The sequence below is a fragment of the Dyella terrae genome, from assembly GCF_022394535.1.
Lineage (GTDB): Bacteria > Pseudomonadota > Gammaproteobacteria > Xanthomonadales > Rhodanobacteraceae > Dyella.
Window position 1 is genome coordinate 1,004,602 of the sequence record NZ_CP089414.1, and the last position, 17,864, is coordinate 1,022,465.

At 64.2% G+C, this 17,864-nt stretch carries 17 protein-coding genes; 7 read left to right on the forward strand and 10 right to left on the reverse strand.

What is annotated here, in order from left to right; all coding sequences use genetic code 11:
* Positions 1-45 precede the first annotated feature (45 nt).
* The 3 genes from DYST_RS04070 to DYST_RS04080 all read right to left on the reverse strand — a co-directional run bounded on the left by DYST_RS04070 (position 46) and on the right by DYST_RS04080 (position 2,615).
* The gene (locus DYST_RS04070; RefSeq protein WP_239950266.1) at positions 46-753 is read right to left on the reverse strand and encodes a DUF4386 domain-containing protein; all 708 of its coding nucleotides are present in this window, start codon (positions 751-753) and stop codon (positions 46-48) included.
* Between the two features lie 246 nt (positions 754-999).
* Positions 1,000-1,593 (reverse strand): HAD family hydrolase, encoded by a 594-nt coding sequence (locus DYST_RS04075; protein WP_239950268.1) that lies wholly within the window; start codon positions 1,591-1,593, stop codon positions 1,000-1,002.
* 83 nt (positions 1,594-1,676) lie between these two features.
* Positions 1,677-2,615 (reverse strand): AraC family transcriptional regulator, encoded by a 939-nt coding sequence (locus tag DYST_RS04080; RefSeq protein ID WP_239950270.1) that lies wholly within the window; start codon positions 2,613-2,615, stop codon positions 1,677-1,679.
* 175 nt (positions 2,616-2,790) lie between these two features.
* Here DYST_RS04080 and DYST_RS04085 point away from each other — a divergent pair, with 175 nt between their 5' ends.
* Positions 2,791-3,849 (forward strand): NAD(P)-dependent alcohol dehydrogenase, encoded by a 1,059-nt coding sequence (locus DYST_RS04085; protein ID WP_239950272.1) that lies wholly within the window; start codon positions 2,791-2,793, stop codon positions 3,847-3,849.
* Between the two features lie 49 nt (positions 3,850-3,898).
* Here the strand turns inward: DYST_RS04085 and DYST_RS04090 are convergent, their stop codons facing one another.
* Both DYST_RS04090 and DYST_RS04095 read right to left on the reverse strand, forming a co-directional pair.
* Entirely contained in the window at positions 3,899-5,662 is a 1,764-nt protein-coding gene (locus DYST_RS04090) for a chloride channel protein (protein WP_239950275.1), read from the reverse strand.
* 174 nt (positions 5,663-5,836) lie between these two features.
* Positions 5,837-6,592: a YdcF family protein gene (locus DYST_RS04095; RefSeq protein WP_239950277.1), complete on the reverse strand. Its 756-nt coding sequence runs from the start codon at positions 6,590-6,592 to the stop codon at positions 5,837-5,839.
* Positions 6,593-6,737: 145 nt separating this feature from the next.
* On the opposite strand from DYST_RS04095, the gene DYST_RS04100 reads away from it, so the two are divergent.
* The 6 genes from DYST_RS04100 to DYST_RS04125 all read left to right on the forward strand — a co-directional run bounded on the left by DYST_RS04100 (position 6,738) and on the right by DYST_RS04125 (position 12,900).
* Positions 6,738-8,171 (forward strand): phospholipase, encoded by a 1,434-nt coding sequence (locus DYST_RS04100; protein WP_239950278.1) that lies wholly within the window; start codon positions 6,738-6,740, stop codon positions 8,169-8,171.
* Positions 8,172-8,300: 129 nt separating this feature from the next.
* The gene (locus tag DYST_RS04105) at positions 8,301-8,801 is read left to right on the forward strand and encodes a hypothetical protein (RefSeq protein ID WP_239950280.1); all 501 of its coding nucleotides are present in this window, start codon (positions 8,301-8,303) and stop codon (positions 8,799-8,801) included.
* Between the two features lie 165 nt (positions 8,802-8,966).
* On the forward strand, positions 8,967-9,521 hold the full coding sequence (locus DYST_RS04110) for an RNA polymerase sigma factor (RefSeq protein ID WP_102302695.1): 555 nt from the start codon (positions 8,967-8,969) through the stop codon (positions 9,519-9,521).
* Positions 9,518-10,429: a hypothetical protein gene (locus DYST_RS04115; RefSeq protein ID WP_239950282.1), complete on the forward strand. Its 912-nt coding sequence runs from the start codon at positions 9,518-9,520 to the stop codon at positions 10,427-10,429. Before DYST_RS04110 ends, DYST_RS04115 begins: the two co-directional genes overlap by 4 nt.
* Complete coding sequence (locus DYST_RS04120) at positions 10,422-11,018, forward strand: IMPACT family protein (protein WP_239950284.1); 597 nt, start codon at positions 10,422-10,424, stop codon at positions 11,016-11,018. The genes DYST_RS04115 and DYST_RS04120 overlap by 8 nt, the downstream gene beginning before the upstream one ends.
* Positions 11,019-11,130: 112 nt before the next feature.
* The gene (locus DYST_RS04125; protein ID WP_102302691.1) at positions 11,131-12,900 is read left to right on the forward strand and encodes an ABC transporter transmembrane domain-containing protein; all 1,770 of its coding nucleotides are present in this window, start codon (positions 11,131-11,133) and stop codon (positions 12,898-12,900) included.
* A 6-nt stretch (positions 12,901-12,906) separates the two neighbouring features.
* Here DYST_RS04125 and DYST_RS04130 read toward each other — a convergent pair whose 3' ends face one another.
* The 5 genes from DYST_RS04130 to DYST_RS04150 all read right to left on the reverse strand — a co-directional run bounded on the left by DYST_RS04130 (position 12,907) and on the right by DYST_RS04150 (position 17,719).
* The gene (locus tag DYST_RS04130; RefSeq protein WP_239950286.1) at positions 12,907-14,271 is read right to left on the reverse strand and encodes an HdeD family acid-resistance protein; all 1,365 of its coding nucleotides are present in this window, start codon (positions 14,269-14,271) and stop codon (positions 12,907-12,909) included.
* 58 nt (positions 14,272-14,329) lie between these two features.
* Entirely contained in the window at positions 14,330-15,508 is a 1,179-nt protein-coding gene (locus tag DYST_RS04135) for an MFS transporter (RefSeq protein ID WP_239950288.1), read from the reverse strand.
* Between the two features lie 151 nt (positions 15,509-15,659).
* A complete protein-coding gene (locus DYST_RS04140) occupies positions 15,660-16,394 on the reverse strand; it encodes a copper homeostasis protein CutC (RefSeq protein WP_239950290.1) in 735 nt (244 codons plus the stop codon).
* Positions 16,394-17,419 carry a N(4)-(beta-N-acetylglucosaminyl)-L-asparaginase gene (locus tag DYST_RS04145; RefSeq protein ID WP_102302688.1) on the reverse strand — a complete coding sequence of 342 codons (1,026 nt, stop codon included), beginning with the start codon at positions 17,417-17,419 and terminating at the stop codon, positions 16,394-16,396. The genes DYST_RS04140 and DYST_RS04145 overlap by 1 nt, the downstream gene beginning before the upstream one ends.
* Before the next feature lie 93 nt (positions 17,420-17,512).
* Complete coding sequence (locus tag DYST_RS04150) at positions 17,513-17,719, reverse strand: cold-shock protein (RefSeq protein WP_102302687.1); 207 nt, start codon at positions 17,717-17,719, stop codon at positions 17,513-17,515.
* Between the last annotated feature and the right edge of the window lie 145 nt (positions 17,720-17,864).

Genomic DNA, 17,864 nt, shown 5'->3' on the forward strand with positions numbered 1-17,864 from the left:
CCAGTGCCGTAAGGCACGGTCAAGGGCTTGCGATGGGTGCTGGCGCTATACCTGTGCTGATGCCATGGGAGCGTCAGCGCGTGGCCGCGCACCCACTATCACCAGCCACAGCATGAAAGCCACCTCGCCGAACTGCAGCGGGAACGCAACATTGGAAACGGCATCTTCGTAAGCAGGCAGCAGCAGTCCCGACACGCACAAGGCCAGGTAAGCGGCCCCATTGAGGATCAGCCAGTACCCCAAAAAACGCGGCAGGAAGCGGGAGCGAATGACCAGCAGGGCTAGCGGGAACAGCCACAGTCCCCAGAACATTTCCGCACAGGTGATCATTTCACCGTGCAAGCGCAGGAACAGCGAAGCCAACGCATTGCGCTGAGACACGTCGAACGACGCCAGCCAATCGCCACCCTGTACCATCATCAGGGCCGCCACGTCGTTGAGCACGTTGAAGAGGTACAGCGGCGTATCCATGAAGCCGAGCACGAACATCAGTGCAGCCAAGGTCTTGTTCACGCCTTTAAACAGGTGATACAGCGCAAAGGTCAGAAACAGACTGATCGTCCCCGTGACCACGTCACTGAAGATGCCCAACCGAAATAGCATGTCGTGTGCCGCGATGTTGTGCACGGTCGCCGCTGCATCGCCATGGACGAACAATGCGCCCGGAATGTAGACGAGGCGGAACGGCCCCACCAGCGTCAGTGCCAGGTAAATCAGCCCGGCGATTCGCGCGTCACGTTTGAGCGTACTCATGAGCCCTTCCCCTCGATGTTCCAGGTTTCGATGACGCGCCCCTATCAAGTCTCCGCCAGCACCATCCGATGCGGGTTCTCCATACGCCCTCCTGGCTGTCGCGACGAGCGCGAACGAGATCGATGACCGCGCTACTGTCGCCTGCACGGCTTACCCCTCGCAAGAATGACTAATGGGGCAGAAGCCCCGCCGGACGGGCTGCATCTGACGCCCATGAGTCACCGCCCCACGGGCGCCCGCAGCCGGTTACATCTGTTCCCGCCATTGAAAATAGCGGCGCTGGGCGATGCCGAGCAGGTCGTGGTCTTCCTTCGTATCACCGTAGGCATACACCACGGGATAACTCGCCAGATCATAGGCATCGCGTACGCGACGCGATTTCTCGGCGTTCACGCACTGCTCGCCACGATAGCGGCCCGTAAGGCGGCCTTCGTACGACTCCAGCCGCGAACACAGCAGTTCGAGCCCGTGCTCCCTACACCAGTGGGACAGATAGACGTCCAAAGCGCCGGAGACAACGACAATCCGATCGCCCTGCTCCCGGTGCCACTGGATGCGCTCCAGCGCCTGCGTGCGCAGCACGCCGGGAAGCTCCTTGCGGGCGAACTGCTCACCCAGCGCGAAAGCGTCCGCTTCCGGCACACCACGAAAACCGACTTGCACAGCGCAGCGACGCATCAGGCTGGGAGACACCCAGCCAAGCTTGTAGCCAAGCACCATCGGTGCAAGCAAGGCTGTACCCATGACGCGGCGGCGCGGCGAAATGGCAAACTCGATAAAGGGGCGAAACATCTCCCGCGTTGTAATGGTTCCATCGAAATCGAACAAAGCGAGATTCATGAAGCTCCCTGGCAGCCTGTCGCGCGGGCATCTCCTGCACGCGCGGCGCGCGTCGACACACGGATGCCGGCAGTCAAGTGCCGTCAGGCAGCGGTTCCGGCATCCGAAACGCGCATACGGGCAACGTCGCGCAATGGCGGCACACCAAAATGACGACTGTATTCACGACTGAACTGCGACGGGCTTTCATAGCCCACGCGATGCGCCGCCGTGGCGACATCGCACTGATCGGCCAACAGCAGGCGGCGCGCCTCCTGCAGCCGCAACTGCTTCTGATATTGCAACGGACTCATGGCCGTGATGGCGCGAAAATGATGGTGCAGCGACGACGCACTCATATTCACCCGCATCGCCAACTCGTCGATGCGCAAGGGCTCGTCGTAGTGGCGGCGCAACCATTCGATCGCACGCGAAATCTGGTGGCCCTGGCTGCCGGACGTGGCGATCTGCGCCAGCCGCGCGCCTTGCTCGCCGGTCAGCAGGCGATACAGTAGTTCGCGCTCAATGAGCGGACCCAGCATGGCGAGGTCATGCGGCGTGTCGAGCAGTCGCACCAGTCGTAGCAGGGGATCGAGCAACCCACCATCCAGCGGACTCATCGAAAGACCGGGCGCCGAGACCGCCGCGCCCCGATGCCCTTGCACCTCGGGCAGCAGTTCGCGAATGCGCTGCAGATCGAGCCGGTAGGTCAGGCACAGGCATGGCTCGTCGATCGAGGCCCGCACCACCTGGGCCGACACGGGCACATCCACTGCCGTCATCATGTACGACGCCGGCTCGTGCAGAAAGGACTGCTGGCCCAGCAGGATCTGTTTGGCGCCCTGCAGGGCCAGACCCAGACCGGGCTCGTACATCGCGCACGTCGGCACGCCGGTCGAGTTGGCCCGATACAGAACCAGCGCCGGCCAAGCGGTGCCGCACACGCCTTCGGCCGGCGCCAATCGTTCAACCCGTGCTGTCAATTCCTCGCCATCCAGCGCCAGGCGCGCTGGGACGTCGAGACGGGAAAGCTTTTCGTTCATGGACTTGCCACCTTTTTATGCAGGACAAGCTTGCCCGTTCCTCCGCCGCATGGGGAGTCTTTTGCAGCAGACACTGCAGAATCAGGCAATCATTTCGCAGGATCCGGCTACCCGGCGACCCTGTCCGGCACCCATACTTCGCGGCCTCGCCGTTCCATCCCCAAGGAGTCACGCCATGACGTTTCCTACCCGCGGCTATGCCGCTCAGTCCGCCACCACGCCGCTGGTGCCGTTTCAGTTCGAGCGCCGCGCCGCCCGCCCGGATGACGTGGTGATCGACGTCCTGTATTGCGGCGTCTGCCACTCCGACATCCACCAGGCCCGCAACGAGTGGAACAGCAGCACGTTCCCGATGGTGCCCGGCCACGAAATCGTCGGCCGCGTCAGCGCAGTGGGCAGCGAGGTCACGAAGTTCAAGGTCGGCGACACCGTCGGCGTCGGCTGCATGGTCGACTCCTGCCAGCATTGCGCCTCGTGCCATGCCGGGCTTGAGCAGTACTGCGAGCAAGGCGCCACCTGGACCTACAACGACAAGGACCGCCAGGATGGTTCACTGACCTTCGGCGGCTATTCCGAGCGCGTCGTGGTGTCGGACAAGTTTGTGGTGTCCATCTCCGACAAGCTGGACCTGAAGGCTGCCGCGCCGCTGCTGTGCGCCGGCATCACCACCTGGTCGCCGCTGCGTCACTGGAACGTGCGCAAGGGCAGCAAGGTCGCTGTGATCGGCCTCGGCGGCCTGGGCCACATGGGCCTGAAGTTCGCTAAGGCGATGGGCGCTGACGTCACCTTGTTCACCCGCTCGCCGGGCAAGGAAGAGGAAGCGCGTCGCCTGGGTGCCGACCACGTGGTGCTTTCCACCGACGAGCAGCAGATGGCGGCCGTGGCACGCCAGTTCGAGTTCATCCTCGACACGGTGCCGAACCCGCACGATCTGAATCCGTACCTCAACACGCTCGCGATCAACGGCGTGCTGTGCCTGGTCGGTCAGCTACAGCCGCTCGACCCGCCGGTGCAGGCCGTGTCGGTACTGCTGGGCCGCCGCTCCATCTCCGGTTCCGCCATCGGCGGCATCGCCGAGACGCAGGAAATGCTGGATTTCTGCGCTGAGCACAACATCGTCAGCGACATCGAAGTGATCGACATGAAGGACATCAACGTCGCCTACGAGCGCGTGATCAAGAGCGACGTGCGCTATCGCTTCGTGATCGACATCGCGTCGTTGAAAGCGGCCTGATGAAACATCCCGGGCGGACTAGTCCGCCCGGATGCCTCAAAACCGGCTCTTACACAGCCGGTTTTGTTTTTGCACCAAGGTGTCGGCTCGCCTCGTGCGCTTCGCGCAGACGCTGGGCATGTGCCTTGAGCAGATCGCCACGCGTGACGATGCCCACCATCCGGCCATCGCGCGACACCACCGGCAAGCGACCCACGTCGGCCTCAACCATGTGATCGGCGGCTTCGCGCAAGGTGTGATCCTCGCGCACCACGATGGGCGGGCGCCCCAGCAACGACTGCACCGCGGCATCGATGGGCGCAGCCGTGCGCAGTAGATCCCGACGAGTTACCACACCCAGTAGACGACCCTCGCCATCGATCACCGGGAAGCCCTGGTGGTTGGCTGGTGCCGCTTCCGTGGCCAGCCATGCCCGCACCTCGCCCACCGTCTCCGATGCCCGCAGGCTCACCACCTGGCGACTACAGGCTTCGCCAACGGAGATGCGCTCCAGGTAATCCGCTGCGTATTCGGCCGGCACGCGAACGCCGCGACGGGCGATCTTCTCCGTCATGATGGTGTTGCGCATCATCAAGCCGGAAACGAGATACGCAGCGGCGCACGCGCCAAGCAAGGGCAACAGGCCATGCGGTTGCTGAGTAGTTTCGAAGGCAAATACCACCGACGTGAGGAAGGCGCGAGACGCACCGGCAAAGATGGCGGCCATGCACACCAGCGCAGCCACGCGCGCATCCACATGCAACCACGGCAGCCAGTTCACGCACAGCAAGCCCAGCACGCCACCAAGGGCGCTGCCGATGGTGAACAGTGGCGCCAACGTGCCACCAGACGTGCCGCTACCCAAGGCAACCGACCACGACAGCAGCTTCATCAGGCACAGCGCCAGCATGCCGGCGAAACCGATCTGCCCGGCAATCAGCGCCGCGATATTGGTGTAGCCCACACCCAGCGTGGCCGGCATGAAGTAACCCACCACACCCACCACCACGCCACCGATGGCTGGCCACCACATCCAATGGATCGGCAGCTTTTCGAAACCATCCTCGATGGCATAGGTGAGCTTGGTAATACCCACGCTCGCCACACCGGTGATGATGCCCATGACGATATAGGCCACCACGGCGCCAAGTGCCGGCGTAGCGATATCGGGCATCGGGAACATGGGCTCGTTCCCCTCCAGCATGTAGCGAACGGCCGTGCCGATGACCGCCGCAAGCGCCACGGGAATCAATGAGCGCGCGCGGCGTTCAAACAACAGCAGCTCGATGACCAGCAGCACCGAGGAAATCGGCGCGGAGAACACCGCCGCCATGCCCGCCGCGGCGCCAGCGGCAAGCAACGTCTTGCGTTCGTCGGCGGTGACGTGCAGCAACTGGCCAACCAGCGAGCCCAGCGCGCCACCGGTTGCGATGATCGGACCCTCCGCACCAAAGGGACCACCCGTGCCGATGGCAATGGCGGAGGAGACCGGCTTGAGCCAGGTGATGCGCGGCGGGATGCGGCTTTCGTTGAGCAGCACCTGCTCCATCGCCTCGGGAATGCCGTGGCCACGGATAGCGCGTGAACCCCAGCGCGCCATGCCCCCGACGATCAGACCACCAACCACCGGTACGGCGATGACCCACAGCCCCAGATGGTTACCTGCGGGACTGCTGAACTCGGTGCTGATACGCCCATAGAAGGCGAGATTGGTCACCAGTCCGATCAAACCGGTCAATACACGGGCGACCAAAGCCACGACCGAACCCAGCACCATCGCCAGAAAACAGATCCACAACACCCGCCGCCCCAGCGGCCGGAAACGGCGTGGCATGTGGGCATCGCTGAGTGTGGGGTCCAACGACGGGGCGAGCGGAAGCGCCGCACGCGAGTGCGGGTCGGAAGACTTATCGGGGTGCATCAGGAAGGCCGGTAGGCAGGAAATCCGCGCAAGGTTACGCGGATATGAGCTCAGTAGCTGGCTGGAAAATGAACGGAAAATCTCGCGCTAGAGACCCAGCGGCGGCGCCTTCGGTGCGTTCCATCCCATCACGCTGTAAACGCGGTAACGCAGGATGCCCAAGTACTCGTGCAGCGTGGCATCCATGAGGAAGAAATCCCACGAATCGGGGGCGACTTCACGACGAGCATTGACCCAGTCGCCCGCGACCGGCTGCGGCACGATGCCGAAGTGGGCGAAGTACAACAGCGAGCGGCGCAAATGGATGCTCGATGTCACCAGCACGATGTGCTGGGGCGCGTAGCTGGCAAGCATGGGGCGAGTGAACTGCGCGTTCTGCCACGTGCTCATGCTGCGGGACTCGAGCGAGATATCCGCCTCGGGAATGCCGAGCGCGCGCAGCGCCCTGCCGTAGACCACGGCCTCCGCCTCGCCATGCGCTTGCGAGTCACCACCACTGGCTACCAGACGACACTCCTTTCCCGCCGCCTTGCACGCGCTATACAACTGTGCGGCCCGCAACAAACGCCCGTCGACGAAGAACGATGGCTGCAATGGCTGGTCTTCCACCACCGCCGTGCCCGCACCGAGCACCACGATGGCATTGCGCGGCGCCCAGGCAATAGATGGGCTCACCTCATAACCGTGCTGCAGGCTGTCCGACAGCAACCTGGGTAGCGCACCGCAACCAATGCCAAAGAACAACAGCACGGTCAATGCCAGCAGTGCGCGCCCCATCTTTCGCCAACGACGGCGATACAGCAGCACAGACACCAGCAACAGCACGAACAGGACAGTCAGCATGCGGATTCCCCGCTCCATGGAAGGCATGGCATCTTAGGGCCTTACGCCGCGGCGAGGCGATAGCTCATAACCTTGTCATCTGTCGGCCTATGGACACGGCCGGCATTAGGCGAGTGGACAACGGAGCAACACGGGAAACCGGTTCATGACCACACTTGTTTTTGTGCACGGCTGGAGCGTGACCAACACATCGACGTATGGCGCGCTGCCGCGGCAATTGCAGGCACAAGCTGCTGCGGAAGGCATTGCATTGAACGTGACCGACATCTGGCTATCCGAGTACGTGAGCTTCGACGACGCGGTCACCATGCCCGACGTGGTGCGCGCCTTCGACCATGCCCTGCGCGATCTACATTTGCACGACGCCAGCTTTGCCTGCATTACCCATTCCACCGGTGGCCCGGTGGTGCGCGAGTGGCTGCGCGCCCAGCGCGAGCGCCCTCATGCCTTCAGCACGATCCGCCTGACGCATCTGATGATGTTGGCGCCCGCCAATTTCGGCTCCGCACTCGCCCAGCTCGGCAAGGGCATGCTGGCACGCGTGCAGGCATGGGCCGGCGGCGTGGAGCCTGGACGGCGCATCCTCGATTGGCTGGAACTGGGCAGCCCCGAATCGCTGTCGCTCAATCTCGATCACATCCACGGTGGCGATCCCAGCGAGCGGAACCAGTTCCTGTTCGTGCTTACTGGCGACCGCCCGGACCGCGCACTCTACGATCACATCAACACCTACACCGGTGAAGATGGCTCCGACGGTGTCGTTCGCATGGCGGCAGCCAACCTCAACGCGCAGCACGCGGTGCTCGCCAGGGAAAGTGGCGGTGCCCCTGACACGCTCGCACTCAACGTCACCACGGCACCGCGCACGGCGTTCAAGCTGATACCTGGGGCATCTCACTCCGGTACCGACCAGGGCATCATGGCGTCAGCGCCAGTCGCCACCGTGGATGCCCTGCTCCGCTGTATGCGAGTACATGATGCGAAGGGCTATCGGAGCCTTTGTGATGCGTTCGATGACGAGAACGCGCAGCGCGATGCACGTCGGGTCGAACTGGAAACGGCAGGCCCCTTCCCCGCGCGCGTACACATCCACGATCCGCGCAGCATGCTGGTCGTACGCCTCACCGACGAAGCTGGCGAGCCACTGGTGGGCGCGCGGTGGCTGCTGAAAGCGGGAACGCCACCGAACCCCGACTGGATGCCGCAGGGCTTCATGCTCGATCGACAGGCCAACAGCCGCCACGGCCACGTGATCACGTTCCTGCTCAACCACGCCATGCTGGCTGGCGCGCCGCGCGTGGCAGATCCCAACAACAGCCGTCGCACGCTGCGCGCGGCCACCAGCAGCCATCGCCCTTACAGCGCCGCCATCGAACCCGGCGACCTGAGCGGCCTCGTGCACCATGCGATCGCCACGACCGCTGCAAAGGATGATCTTCTCCAGATCCTCGCCCCGCACCAGACCACCGTGCTGGATGTTGTGCTACCGCGTTTGGTACGGGAGGGGGTGTTCCGGCTCACCCGGTCGCCCAAGCCGAGGGACTTCAGTCATCCTGAGGCCGGCGCCATCGTCCCCTGACGAAAGTGATAGCCGCTCGTCCTAGCTGACAGCTCCCACGCCCCATGCCATAGTCGCAAGAATTTACGCGCATCCACGGATGGCAGGCGCGGCAGGCCGGCGATCGGCTAGCCAACACAGGGAGGCAATATGGTGAAGTGGATTTTGCTGGTGATACTCGCTGGCGCGGCGTGGTGGCATTTCGACTACAGCCATCGCATGACAGAAAGGCAGATCAATGCCGCCTACGCAGACCACGTAGATGCCTTTCGTCGCTTCGATGCCGACGCGATCTGCGCGCACATGAGCGAGGACTTTGTCGGCGACGAGACGCTGCGGCAAGGTGAACAGAGCGTGCAGCGGCATTATGGCAAGGAAGATTTGTGCAAACAGATGCGGCGAAACCTCGACCTGATGAAGCGACTTAGCGCGGCCAGCGGCGGCCTGATCGAACTGGACATTGAGCTGGAGATCAAAAGCATTGAGCTGACGGTGAACCGCAAGCTCGCAACGGTGGAAACCGTGTACACCGCCCGGCTTGGCGACATGACCTTGGCACGCGAGCGCACCACCGAGCACCTGATTCGTCGCAATGGACGCATCCTGAGCACTGATGCGGAATCTAAGGTGTGGGCTTATTCGCCCCAGTAACCCCGCTATACCGGGGATTAACCCCACCCCGCTCTGCCATGCGTTCCATCGACATGTATCCGTCGATAAAACCCATGCACCATGCCCGCTGCTCCACGGCCATTTCATGCCCCATCGCGCGTTGACGCTTACCGCCAAGGCCGGTTTGCCTTAACCTCGCCGCCCATGGATGCCCCTGTGGACGACGACGCGACGCTGATGCTTGCCTATGCTCGGGGCGAGTCGGCGGCGTTCGACACGCTGTACGCGCGCCACCGCGGGGCCCTGTATCGTTTTCTGCTGCGCACCGCGCGTGATCCGCAACTGGCCGAAGAGCTTTTCCAGGACACCTGGAGCCGGGTTATCGCCTCGCGCACGCGCTATACGCCGCAGGCGAAATTCACCACTTGGCTACTGCAGATCGCGCATAACCTGTTGATTGACAACCATCGGCGTAAGCGCCCGGTGGCTACCGGCGACGAGGCGGAGCGCGTTTTCGAACAAGCCGCGGCCCACGAACACGAGCAGCCAGAACATGTGTTGTCGGAGTTCGAGCGTCGGCGGCGCCTGCAAATGGCCATCGAGCAGCTGCCAGATGAGCAGCGCACCGCCGTGTTGCTGCGACTGGAGAACGACCTGAGCGTAGAGGAGATCGCCGAAATCACCGGCGTGGGGCGCGAAACCGCCAAGTCGCGACTGCGCTATGCCATGAACCGTTTGCGCGAGCAGTTGGCCGAATGAGCACGCACGACCACGACAACGACGCGCTGCCGGGCGAAGACGAGCTGAAGGCGCTCTATCGCAGCCTGCCGCGCAAGGAGCCGTCGCCCGCACTCGATCGCGCGATCAAACGCGCGGCAGCGGACGCCGTGCGCCCCGCGCAACGCCACTCCGTGCCGCGCTGGCCCGTCGCCGTTGCCAGCGTCGCCATGCTTGTGGTGGCTGCCGGCCTGGGCTGGCGCATGATGTTGCAGCCGTCGAACGTGCCTCAGATACCGAGCGCGAGCAGCGTGCCGGCAAGCGCGGCACCTGCCCCGGCACCGATGCCCGCGCAACCCGCAACGCCTCCCGCACCTCCGGCGCCCGACATCGTGACTGCGCCCGAACCCGCTGCGGCCCCCGCCCCCAAGATGGCCCGGCGCGCGGCGCCATCCCCGTTGTCCGAACAGGACAACATTCGCTCTGCCATGAAACCGAAGATTGTGGTGCCTGTCGCCATGCCGGCACCCGCCCCGCCGCCAGCGGTGACCGAGGCATCCACCATGCCCGTGGAACCGTCGCCACAGGAAAGCATCGCCGCCGCACCTGCCCCGGCGCCACCTCCGCCTGCACCACCCTCGCCGATAGCGGCGGCGCCCTCCGCCATGGCCAATTCCGCGCCGACTGCGGTCGTCGGGGGTCTGTCCGAGCGACAGGCCTATCGCGCTACCGCCATGAAGGTGATGGCGGCGCCCGCACCCATGCCCGCAGCGGACGCCACTGCCGCCAATCCGTCGGATACACCGGTTCAGGAGCTGGACAAGATCCGCCAGCTGTTCGCCCTGCATCGCCGTGACGAGGCCCTGCAGCGACTCGCGGCCTTCCAGAAGACGCACCCGGACATGGCCTTGCCCGACGACCTGCGAGCGCAGCTACCTGATCATGAGTGACACGCTGCATACCCTCGCCAGTGCATGCCAGCACAGTGAGGACATCAAGAAAAGCCGCTTCCTCGCCCAGGCCGCCCCGGTGCAGACGCCCGAACAGGCACTCGCTTTTGTGCGACAGGTGGGCGACCTAGCCGCCACACACAATTGCTGGGCCTATCGCATTGGCCAGGATTACCGCTTCAACGACGATGGCGAACCCGGCGGTACGGCGGGTCGGCCGATCCTGCAGGCCATCGAGGGCCAGGGCATTGACCTCGCCGTGGTGGTGGTGACGCGATGGTATGGCGGCATCAAGCTCGGCGCAGGCGGCCTGGTGCGCGCCTATGGCGGCACGGCAGCCGAGTGCCTGCGTCGCGCCGAGCGCGTGCCCATCGTGGCCATGGCGCGACTGGGCCTGCGCTGCGACTTCGCAGAACTGGCATTGCTCAAGGCACGCCTGCGGGAGCTGGAGGCTGAGATTACGCGCGAGGACTTTGGCGCCGAGGGCGTGGACCTTGAGATCTTATTGCCGGCCCATCGCGTGGACGAAGCCCAGGCGCGCGTCACAGATATCAGTCGCGGGCGACACGCGGCGCGGCGCCTGGATTGAATCGCTCTCGATCCGCCCCACCTTGGTGGAGTTCCACGATGCTTCCTCGACCTCCGGATAGAGATCACCGAGGCCAGGGATCGGATGCCCCTTCCACTGCACGCGAGACTCCATGAGCGATACCGCCGCCACGCCACGCCCCGCTCGCCGCATCGGCGCACTCGCGCGCCTCTGGCCTTTCGTGAAACCCCATCGCGGGCTGGCCCTGGGCTGGCTGGTGTTCCTGGGCATCTCCTCCGGCGCCACCCTGGTGTTGCCGATGGCGGTGCGACACATGATCGATCAGGGCTTCGTCCACTCCAGCGCGGCCGCCATCAACACCACCTTCCTCGGCCTGTTCGGCGTGGCACTGGTGATGGCCTTCGCCACCGCGGCACGCTATTACTGCATCACTTTGCTGGGCGAGCGAGCTCTGGCAGCGATGCGCTCGAAGCTCTACGCGCACGTGATCCGGTTGGACGTGGGCTTCTTCGAGCGTAGCCGCGTGGGTGAACTGATCTCCCGACTAGGCACCGACACAGAGGTGATTCAGGCATTGCTTGGCTCGGGCATTTCGGTCGCGCTACGCAGCGTGGTGATGCTGATGGGCGCCAGCGCCATGATGATCTGGACCAGTCCGCGCCTCGCCGGCCTGACGGCGCTAGTAATCCCCGCGGTGATGCTGCCGATTCTCCTGTTTGGCCGCCGCGTGCAGAAACTTTCGCGCGCCAGCCAGGATCGTCTTGCCGACACCGCCGCCATCGCCAACGAAACCCTCAACGCCGCCCAGGCGGTGAAGGCGTATGCACGCGAGGACATCGAAAGCACGCGCTACGCGAGCGCCATCACCCGCGCACTCGCCACGGCGCGCAAACGTATCGGCATGCGCTCGATGCTGACTGCCACGGTGATCGTGCTGTTCTTTGGCGCGATCACGCTGGTGTTGTGGGCTGGTGCGCGTGACGTGATCGCGGGCACGCTGGGTGCGGGCGTACTCAGCCAGTTCGTGCTGTACGCCATCTTTGCTGCCGGCTCGCTCGCTGGCCTGTCCGAAGTGTGGGGCGACGTGCTGCGCGCCGCCGGCGCCATGGAGCGCATCGGCGAGCTATTCGAGGAACGCGCAGAGATCACCAGCCCGACCAAGCCGACCCCGCTACCGAAACCAGTGCAGGGCGAGCTGCGGTTCGAGAACCTGGGCTTCCACTATCCGACGCGTCCCGACGCACCGGCGCTCTACGACTTCGACCTGACCATCCGGCCCGGCGAAACCGTTGCTTTGGTTGGCCCCTCCGGCGCGGGCAAGAGCACCGTATTCGCCCTGTTGCTGCGTTTCTACGATCCGCAGACCGGTCGTATCACGCTGGACGGTGTCGACCTTCGTGCACTCACGTTGCCGGAGCTGCGCGGCGCCATCGCGCTAGTGCCGCAGGAAACGGTGATCTTCGGTGGCACCGCTGCCGACAACATCCGCTTTGGCCGGCAGGACGCCGATGACGACGAAGTGCGCGATGCCGCCCGCGCCGCGGAGGCGCACGATTTCATCAACGCCATGAGCAGAGGCTACGCTGAGGAGCTAGGCGAACGCGGTGTGCGCCTCTCCGGCGGCCAGCGGCAGCGCATTGCGATTGCCCGCGCCATTCTTCGCGACGCACCGCTATTGTTGCTGGACGAGGCCACCTCCGCCCTCGACGCGCAATCCGAAGCTGCCATCCAGCAAGCGCTGGAACGACTGGAAAAGGGCCGCACCACCCTGGTCATCGCCCACCGCCTCGCCACCGTGCAGCGCGCCGACCGCATCGTGGTGCTGGACGGCGGACGCATCGTCGCGCAAGGCACACACCAGAGCCTGCTTGCCGAAGGCGGGCTCTACGCGGAACTGGCTCGACTGCAGTTCACGGCTTGATGGAACTCACTCGATCGAGCGCTTACGCGGTGCGTGGGCGCTCGACTTGTCATCTATCGATACGCCACCCACGCGACCTCCGCGATAGAAGGCCAGCACGTAACGCCAGAAGCGCCCTGCCGACGCCACCAGGGTGTACCAACCCAGCGGCGTCGGCTGGATGGCCACCTTGAGCGCACGCGCGTAATCGAGCACCAGGCCGGGCGTCCACGCCATGGCTTCTGCCCGCTTTCTCAATTGGGCTGCCACCCACAAATCAGGGTTGACCATGGTGCGCAGAAATCCGCGCTTTGCAGACGACCCTTCCAGCGCCGCCTCCAGGCAATGCGCCACGCTGCTGGAACAGTTGCGGTTGGTCAGGTTGTATGTCGTGTCTTGGCGGTAGCGCATCCAGAACGCCCGCAGGCGTTGGCGGTCGAAGTGATCGAAACGCACCTCGGTGTTCGATTCGCACCAGCCGGCGGCTTCCGCCTCGTAGCTCGGCTGGAACTTGCCGGCCACGTTATTGGCTACCGTGGCGCGCAGCATGCTGGCGAAATCGCCCGTGGAGCGGTCGATTTCAACCGCCGGGTAGTGGCTGACATAGATATCCGGCGCACTCCCCAGCGCCGCATGCCCCGTCGAGATCACGCCCTTGGCATCCACTGCGGCGATGTAGCGATCCACCAGCGGCTGCGGCACCGCATTGTCGACGGAACCCGATGGCGTCCATACGTAGACCACCAGATCGCTGGCGACATCATCCAATGGTTCGGGCGTGAACCCCGCATCACTCACCGCCGCGTCACGCATGAGCAGCCAGGAGAGCACCGCGTGGTCCGGCAATTTCTTCAATCGCCACGCCTGCCGGAGCAGGCCACACCCGGTAAGGAAGAAGCCCATACCAATGCAATACGGCACGGTGCCCGTGTAGAACGTCGGGTAAGGCTCGAACATGAAAGCGGCAAAGCCTACCTCCAGCAAGCCCGTGCACAGCGACAACCGCCATCCGCGAAAACGCACCACCACGGCAGCCGCGATGCGGAAGATCCCATCCGCCAGAAAAGCGAGCCCGAACGCCATGGCGAGGATCACGCTGGCGGCATGATGCTGGTCGATGATCAGCAGGCCCAGGATCAGAAATACCACGCCACGCGCCTTGCGCAGTGCAGATGGTGTGCCCTGTCGCGGCGCGGATACCGCCAGCGTGACTACGGCCTCCACCAGCAGCAGGTAACCAAACACGTGCAGCGGGAAATACAGCACGTTGTCTAGCGCATCGATGAAGATCGCCACGCCAAGTGCAGCCCATAGCGCGCCGCCGACGGCGAGGATCAACCAGCGCCGCCGAATAAAATCGCTACCTAACAGAAGCAAGCCCAGTTGCACCATATGACGGCTCCGTCATTCATTGCGCCGGTGGGAACACAACCTTCTGCGCCCGATACCCTCAGGTTTCGCTGCGCGACACCGCCATGAACACCGCAAACACAGCGCACCCTAATGCGATCACGCCCGGCAGACCGAACAGCGCGCTCATCCCCATGGCCACACCGGCCAGTGCCGGGCCGACCAATGCACCCAGGCCCCACGCCAGCCCCATGACGGCGTACACGCCCACCAGATCACCGCCCTGGAAGTGACTACCCACCATCGCCAGCATGACGGTGTAAATACCGACGAACAGACCGCCCCAGACGAATACGACGGCGAACGCCAACCATGTTTCCCGCAGAGCAAACGGCCAGAACAGGGCGGCTGCGGCGGAAATCGACGCGAGCGCCAACACCAACCGACGCTTGCTCACCTTGTCCGCCAACCACCCGATGGGCAATTGCAGCACGATGGCCCCTAGCATCAGCACAGAGATCAGCTGCATGGCGCGCGCCGCCGTCCAACCCAACTGCGTGGCGTAGAGCGAAATGAAAGACAGGCCCGCCGTCTCCACACCCGCATTGAGCACGGTGGTAGCGATGGCGATGGGCGCAAGGCGCAGGTAACGCATAGGGTGCGCGTGCTCAGGCTTGCTGCGCCCCGGTGCAATGACCCAGGGCGGCAGGACGAACCCGACCGCGGCCAGCGCAATGACGGCGCCTGCCAAATAAGCGGCCGTGTCGACACCCAACACCGAAAGCAAGGCCGGCCCCAGCACCATACCCAGCGACAACGCAGCCGTATAGACGGCCATGGTGCGTCCACGGGCCTGCTCCGTCGTGAGCACGTTGGTCCAGGTCTCGGACATGACGAACAAGGTCTCCGCCGCCATGCCCAGCACGATGCGTAACGGAAACCACCATGCCACGTCGGTCACACGAGTGAATGCGGCCAGCACGACGGCGGTGACGACCAGCGCGGCCACGGCCAGTGCCCGCGCGCCGAAGCGGGCCGCCAGTGCAGGCATGGCCGGGGCGATCAGCAGCACGCCTAAGGCATGCATCGCGGCGTTCACACCGATATAGGTGCCAGAGTGCCCGCCAGCGGCAAGGCTCATCGCGATCAGTGGCGCGGAAAGGCTGTAACTGAGGCCGAAGATGGTGGCCGCCACAATCACGGCGGCCGTGGAGAGAAGGCGCGGCCAGCGACTCAGGACCTGCGCCGCAGGCACCGCCACTTGGTGCGGCGCATTCACGCCCTCACTCCCGCCAGAAAGGCCAAGGCTGGCCGGTATGCTTGCCGATCGTTCCGCTCGCCCATGGGATTGGCTCGCTGGGTGTGGATGACGCGCAAGTCTTCAGCTTAAAACGACATCTCCCCGATTGCCAACGACCGGATCCGCCCTATCAGCGTAGCGGTGCCAACGCCCTCGCCAGCGCCCGCACTTCATGCTCGTCCGTGCGAATCTCGCCACCGGCCATATCGGGCAGTTGCTGGTTCGTCCATCGCATACCTGAGGGAAGGCCGGCCTTGGCGGACGCGTGAAATTCCGTCGCACCGGTTGCGTGGACCAAGTCCGCGATATTCGATGCATGGACACCTGCGCCCGGCATCACCGCGATGCGCCCAGCCGCTTGTTCGACCAAGTGACGGATCGCCACCGCCCCCTCCACCGCAGACGCGGCACCGCCCGAGGTAAGCAAGCGCTCGGCACCTAGCGAGATCACATCCTCTAGCGCCTGCGCGGCACTCCTGGCCATATCGAAAGCGCGGTGGAACGTCACGCCCATGCCACCGGCTGCTGACAACAACGGCTTGCAGCGCGGCACATCGACACGTCCATCGGCATCGAGGACACCGAACACCACACCATCGCAACCAAGCGACAGGCACGTCTCGATATCGCGATGCATGGTGGTCAGTTCATCGTCGTTGTAGAGGAAATCCCCTGCCCGCGGGCGGATAAGCACATAGACGGGAATGCTCAACCGCTCACGGACCTGCGCGATCTGCGCCGCCGACGGCGTCAGCCCACCCAGCTCAAGACCCGTGCATAGTTCGACGCGATCCGCTCCACCTGCTTGCGCAGCCAGGGCGGAGGCGAGCGAATTGGCTGCGATCTCGAGCAAAGGTTTCGTCATCAGTAGACGCTCTTCGATGGCAGCAGGCCATCTTGCTTCTTCGCGTCACACACGGCGTACGAAAAGCCGGGTTGGATAGCGAACGCGCCGACCTCACCCTCGCGATTCATGGCGAGGAAGCCCACCTGCAAATCCTTCGATGCCGCGGGACGGCGCTTGACGATGCGCATCACGGCCTCGCGACATGCGTCCTGCGGTGAACGCCCTTGCCGCATCAGCTCCACTACCAGGAAGCTACCCACATTGCGGATCACTTCCTCGCCCACGCCCGTCGACGTGGCCGCGCCAACATCGCCATCCACATAGAGGCCGGCACCAATGATCGGGCTATCACCCACGCGGCCGCGCAATTTCCACGCCATGCCGCTGGTGGTGCAGGCGCCCGCCAGTCGTCCGTTGGCATCGATGGCAAGCATGCCGATGGTGTCGTGGTTATCCTTGCCGCCAGGCATGCCGGTCTTGCCGTAGTCGCGTACTTCGCTGTTCGCCGAGGGCTGATAGTGGGCCGTCTTCAGCCACTCCTTCCACGCCGCCTCGGATTCGGGCGTGAGCAGTTCTTCTTTCTTGAAGCCCTGCTCGATCGCGAACTGCAGTGCACCATCGCCGACCAATAGCACGTGCGGCGTTCGCTCCATGACACGGCGCGCCACCTGGATGGGATGAGCAATATGCTCCAGCGCCGCCACGGCGCCGCAGCTGCCATCGGCGTCCATGATGCTGGCGTCCAGCGACACGTGTCCGTCACGATCCGGATAACCGGCACGGCCCACGCTGTGATTCTTCAGGTCGGCCTCCGGGATCATGACGCCCGCTTCGACGGCATCCAGCGAGCCGCCACCCTTGGACAGCACGCCCCATGCTGCCTGGTTGGCGGCAACGCCGAAGTCCCACGTCGACACCACCCGCGGCGCAGTGCCGCTTGTTTTTGCACCCTTGGTTTCCGCCAATGCGTTGGCTCCGCCCGCCAATGCCACGGCCGAGGCACCAAGCAGGGATGCCTTCAGAAAATCTCTACGATCAGCCATCGTGCGCTCACCCAAAAATGAAAGAAGCCCCGCGCTTTACGGCGCGGGGCTTCTTTTAGATCGATGACCGACGCAGGCGCCGGCTCACCGAAATCAACCAGCGATCTCGACGCCCGAAGCCTGGGCGCCCTTCGGCCCCGTGGTGACTTCGAACTGCACGCGCTGACCTTCCTGCAGGCTACGAAAGCCCTTAGCGTTGATCGCCGAAAAGTGGACGAACACGTCCTCCCCACCGTCCTCGGGCGCGATGAAGCCGAAACCCTTGGCATCGTTGAACCACTTGACCGTACCGAAACGCATTGCGTGAACCTCTGAATCATGGACTGGATGCACCACGGATAGCGATGAACCACCTTGACCCCTTGGTCCGCCGCCCCTGGCACCAGAGAAGTATCAACATGTTTTATGCCAAAGCGCAATACGGCGGATGCACTGGCACGTTAAA

Excerpts from the sequence above, each read along its gene's own strand:
- DYST_RS04070 (WP_239950266.1), bottom strand. The coding sequence starts at position 753 with ATGAGTACGCTCAAACGTGACGCGCGAATCGCCGGGCTGATTTACCTG.
- DYST_RS04075 (WP_239950268.1), bottom strand. The coding sequence starts at position 1,593 with ATGAATCTCGCTTTGTTCGATTTCGATGGAACCATTACAACGCGGGAG.
- DYST_RS04080 (WP_239950270.1), bottom strand. The coding sequence starts at position 2,615 with ATGAACGAAAAGCTTTCCCGTCTCGACGTCCCAGCGCGCCTGGCGCTG.
- DYST_RS04085 (WP_239950272.1), top strand. The coding sequence starts at position 2,791 with ATGACGTTTCCTACCCGCGGCTATGCCGCTCAGTCCGCCACCACGCCG.
- DYST_RS04090 (WP_239950275.1), bottom strand. The coding sequence starts at position 5,662 with ATGCCACGCCGTTTCCGGCCGCTGGGGCGGCGGGTGTTGTGGATCTGT.
- DYST_RS04095 (WP_239950277.1), bottom strand. The coding sequence starts at position 6,592 with ATGCTGACTGTCCTGTTCGTGCTGTTGCTGGTGTCTGTGCTGCTGTAT.
- DYST_RS04100 (WP_239950278.1), top strand. The coding sequence starts at position 6,738 with ATGACCACACTTGTTTTTGTGCACGGCTGGAGCGTGACCAACACATCG.
- DYST_RS04105 (WP_239950280.1), top strand. The coding sequence starts at position 8,301 with ATGGTGAAGTGGATTTTGCTGGTGATACTCGCTGGCGCGGCGTGGTGG.
- DYST_RS04110 (WP_102302695.1), top strand. The coding sequence starts at position 8,967 with ATGGATGCCCCTGTGGACGACGACGCGACGCTGATGCTTGCCTATGCT.
- DYST_RS04115 (WP_239950282.1), top strand. The coding sequence starts at position 9,518 with ATGAGCACGCACGACCACGACAACGACGCGCTGCCGGGCGAAGACGAG.
- DYST_RS04120 (WP_239950284.1), top strand. The coding sequence starts at position 10,422 with ATGAGTGACACGCTGCATACCCTCGCCAGTGCATGCCAGCACAGTGAG.
- DYST_RS04125 (WP_102302691.1), top strand. The coding sequence starts at position 11,131 with ATGAGCGATACCGCCGCCACGCCACGCCCCGCTCGCCGCATCGGCGCA.
- DYST_RS04130 (WP_239950286.1), bottom strand. The coding sequence starts at position 14,271 with ATGGTGCAACTGGGCTTGCTTCTGTTAGGTAGCGATTTTATTCGGCGG.
- DYST_RS04140 (WP_239950290.1), bottom strand. The coding sequence starts at position 16,394 with ATGACGAAACCTTTGCTCGAGATCGCAGCCAATTCGCTCGCCTCCGCC.
- DYST_RS04145 (WP_102302688.1), bottom strand. The coding sequence starts at position 17,419 with ATGGCTGATCGTAGAGATTTTCTGAAGGCATCCCTGCTTGGTGCCTCG.
- DYST_RS04150 (WP_102302687.1), bottom strand. The coding sequence starts at position 17,719 with ATGCGTTTCGGTACGGTCAAGTGGTTCAACGATGCCAAGGGTTTCGGC.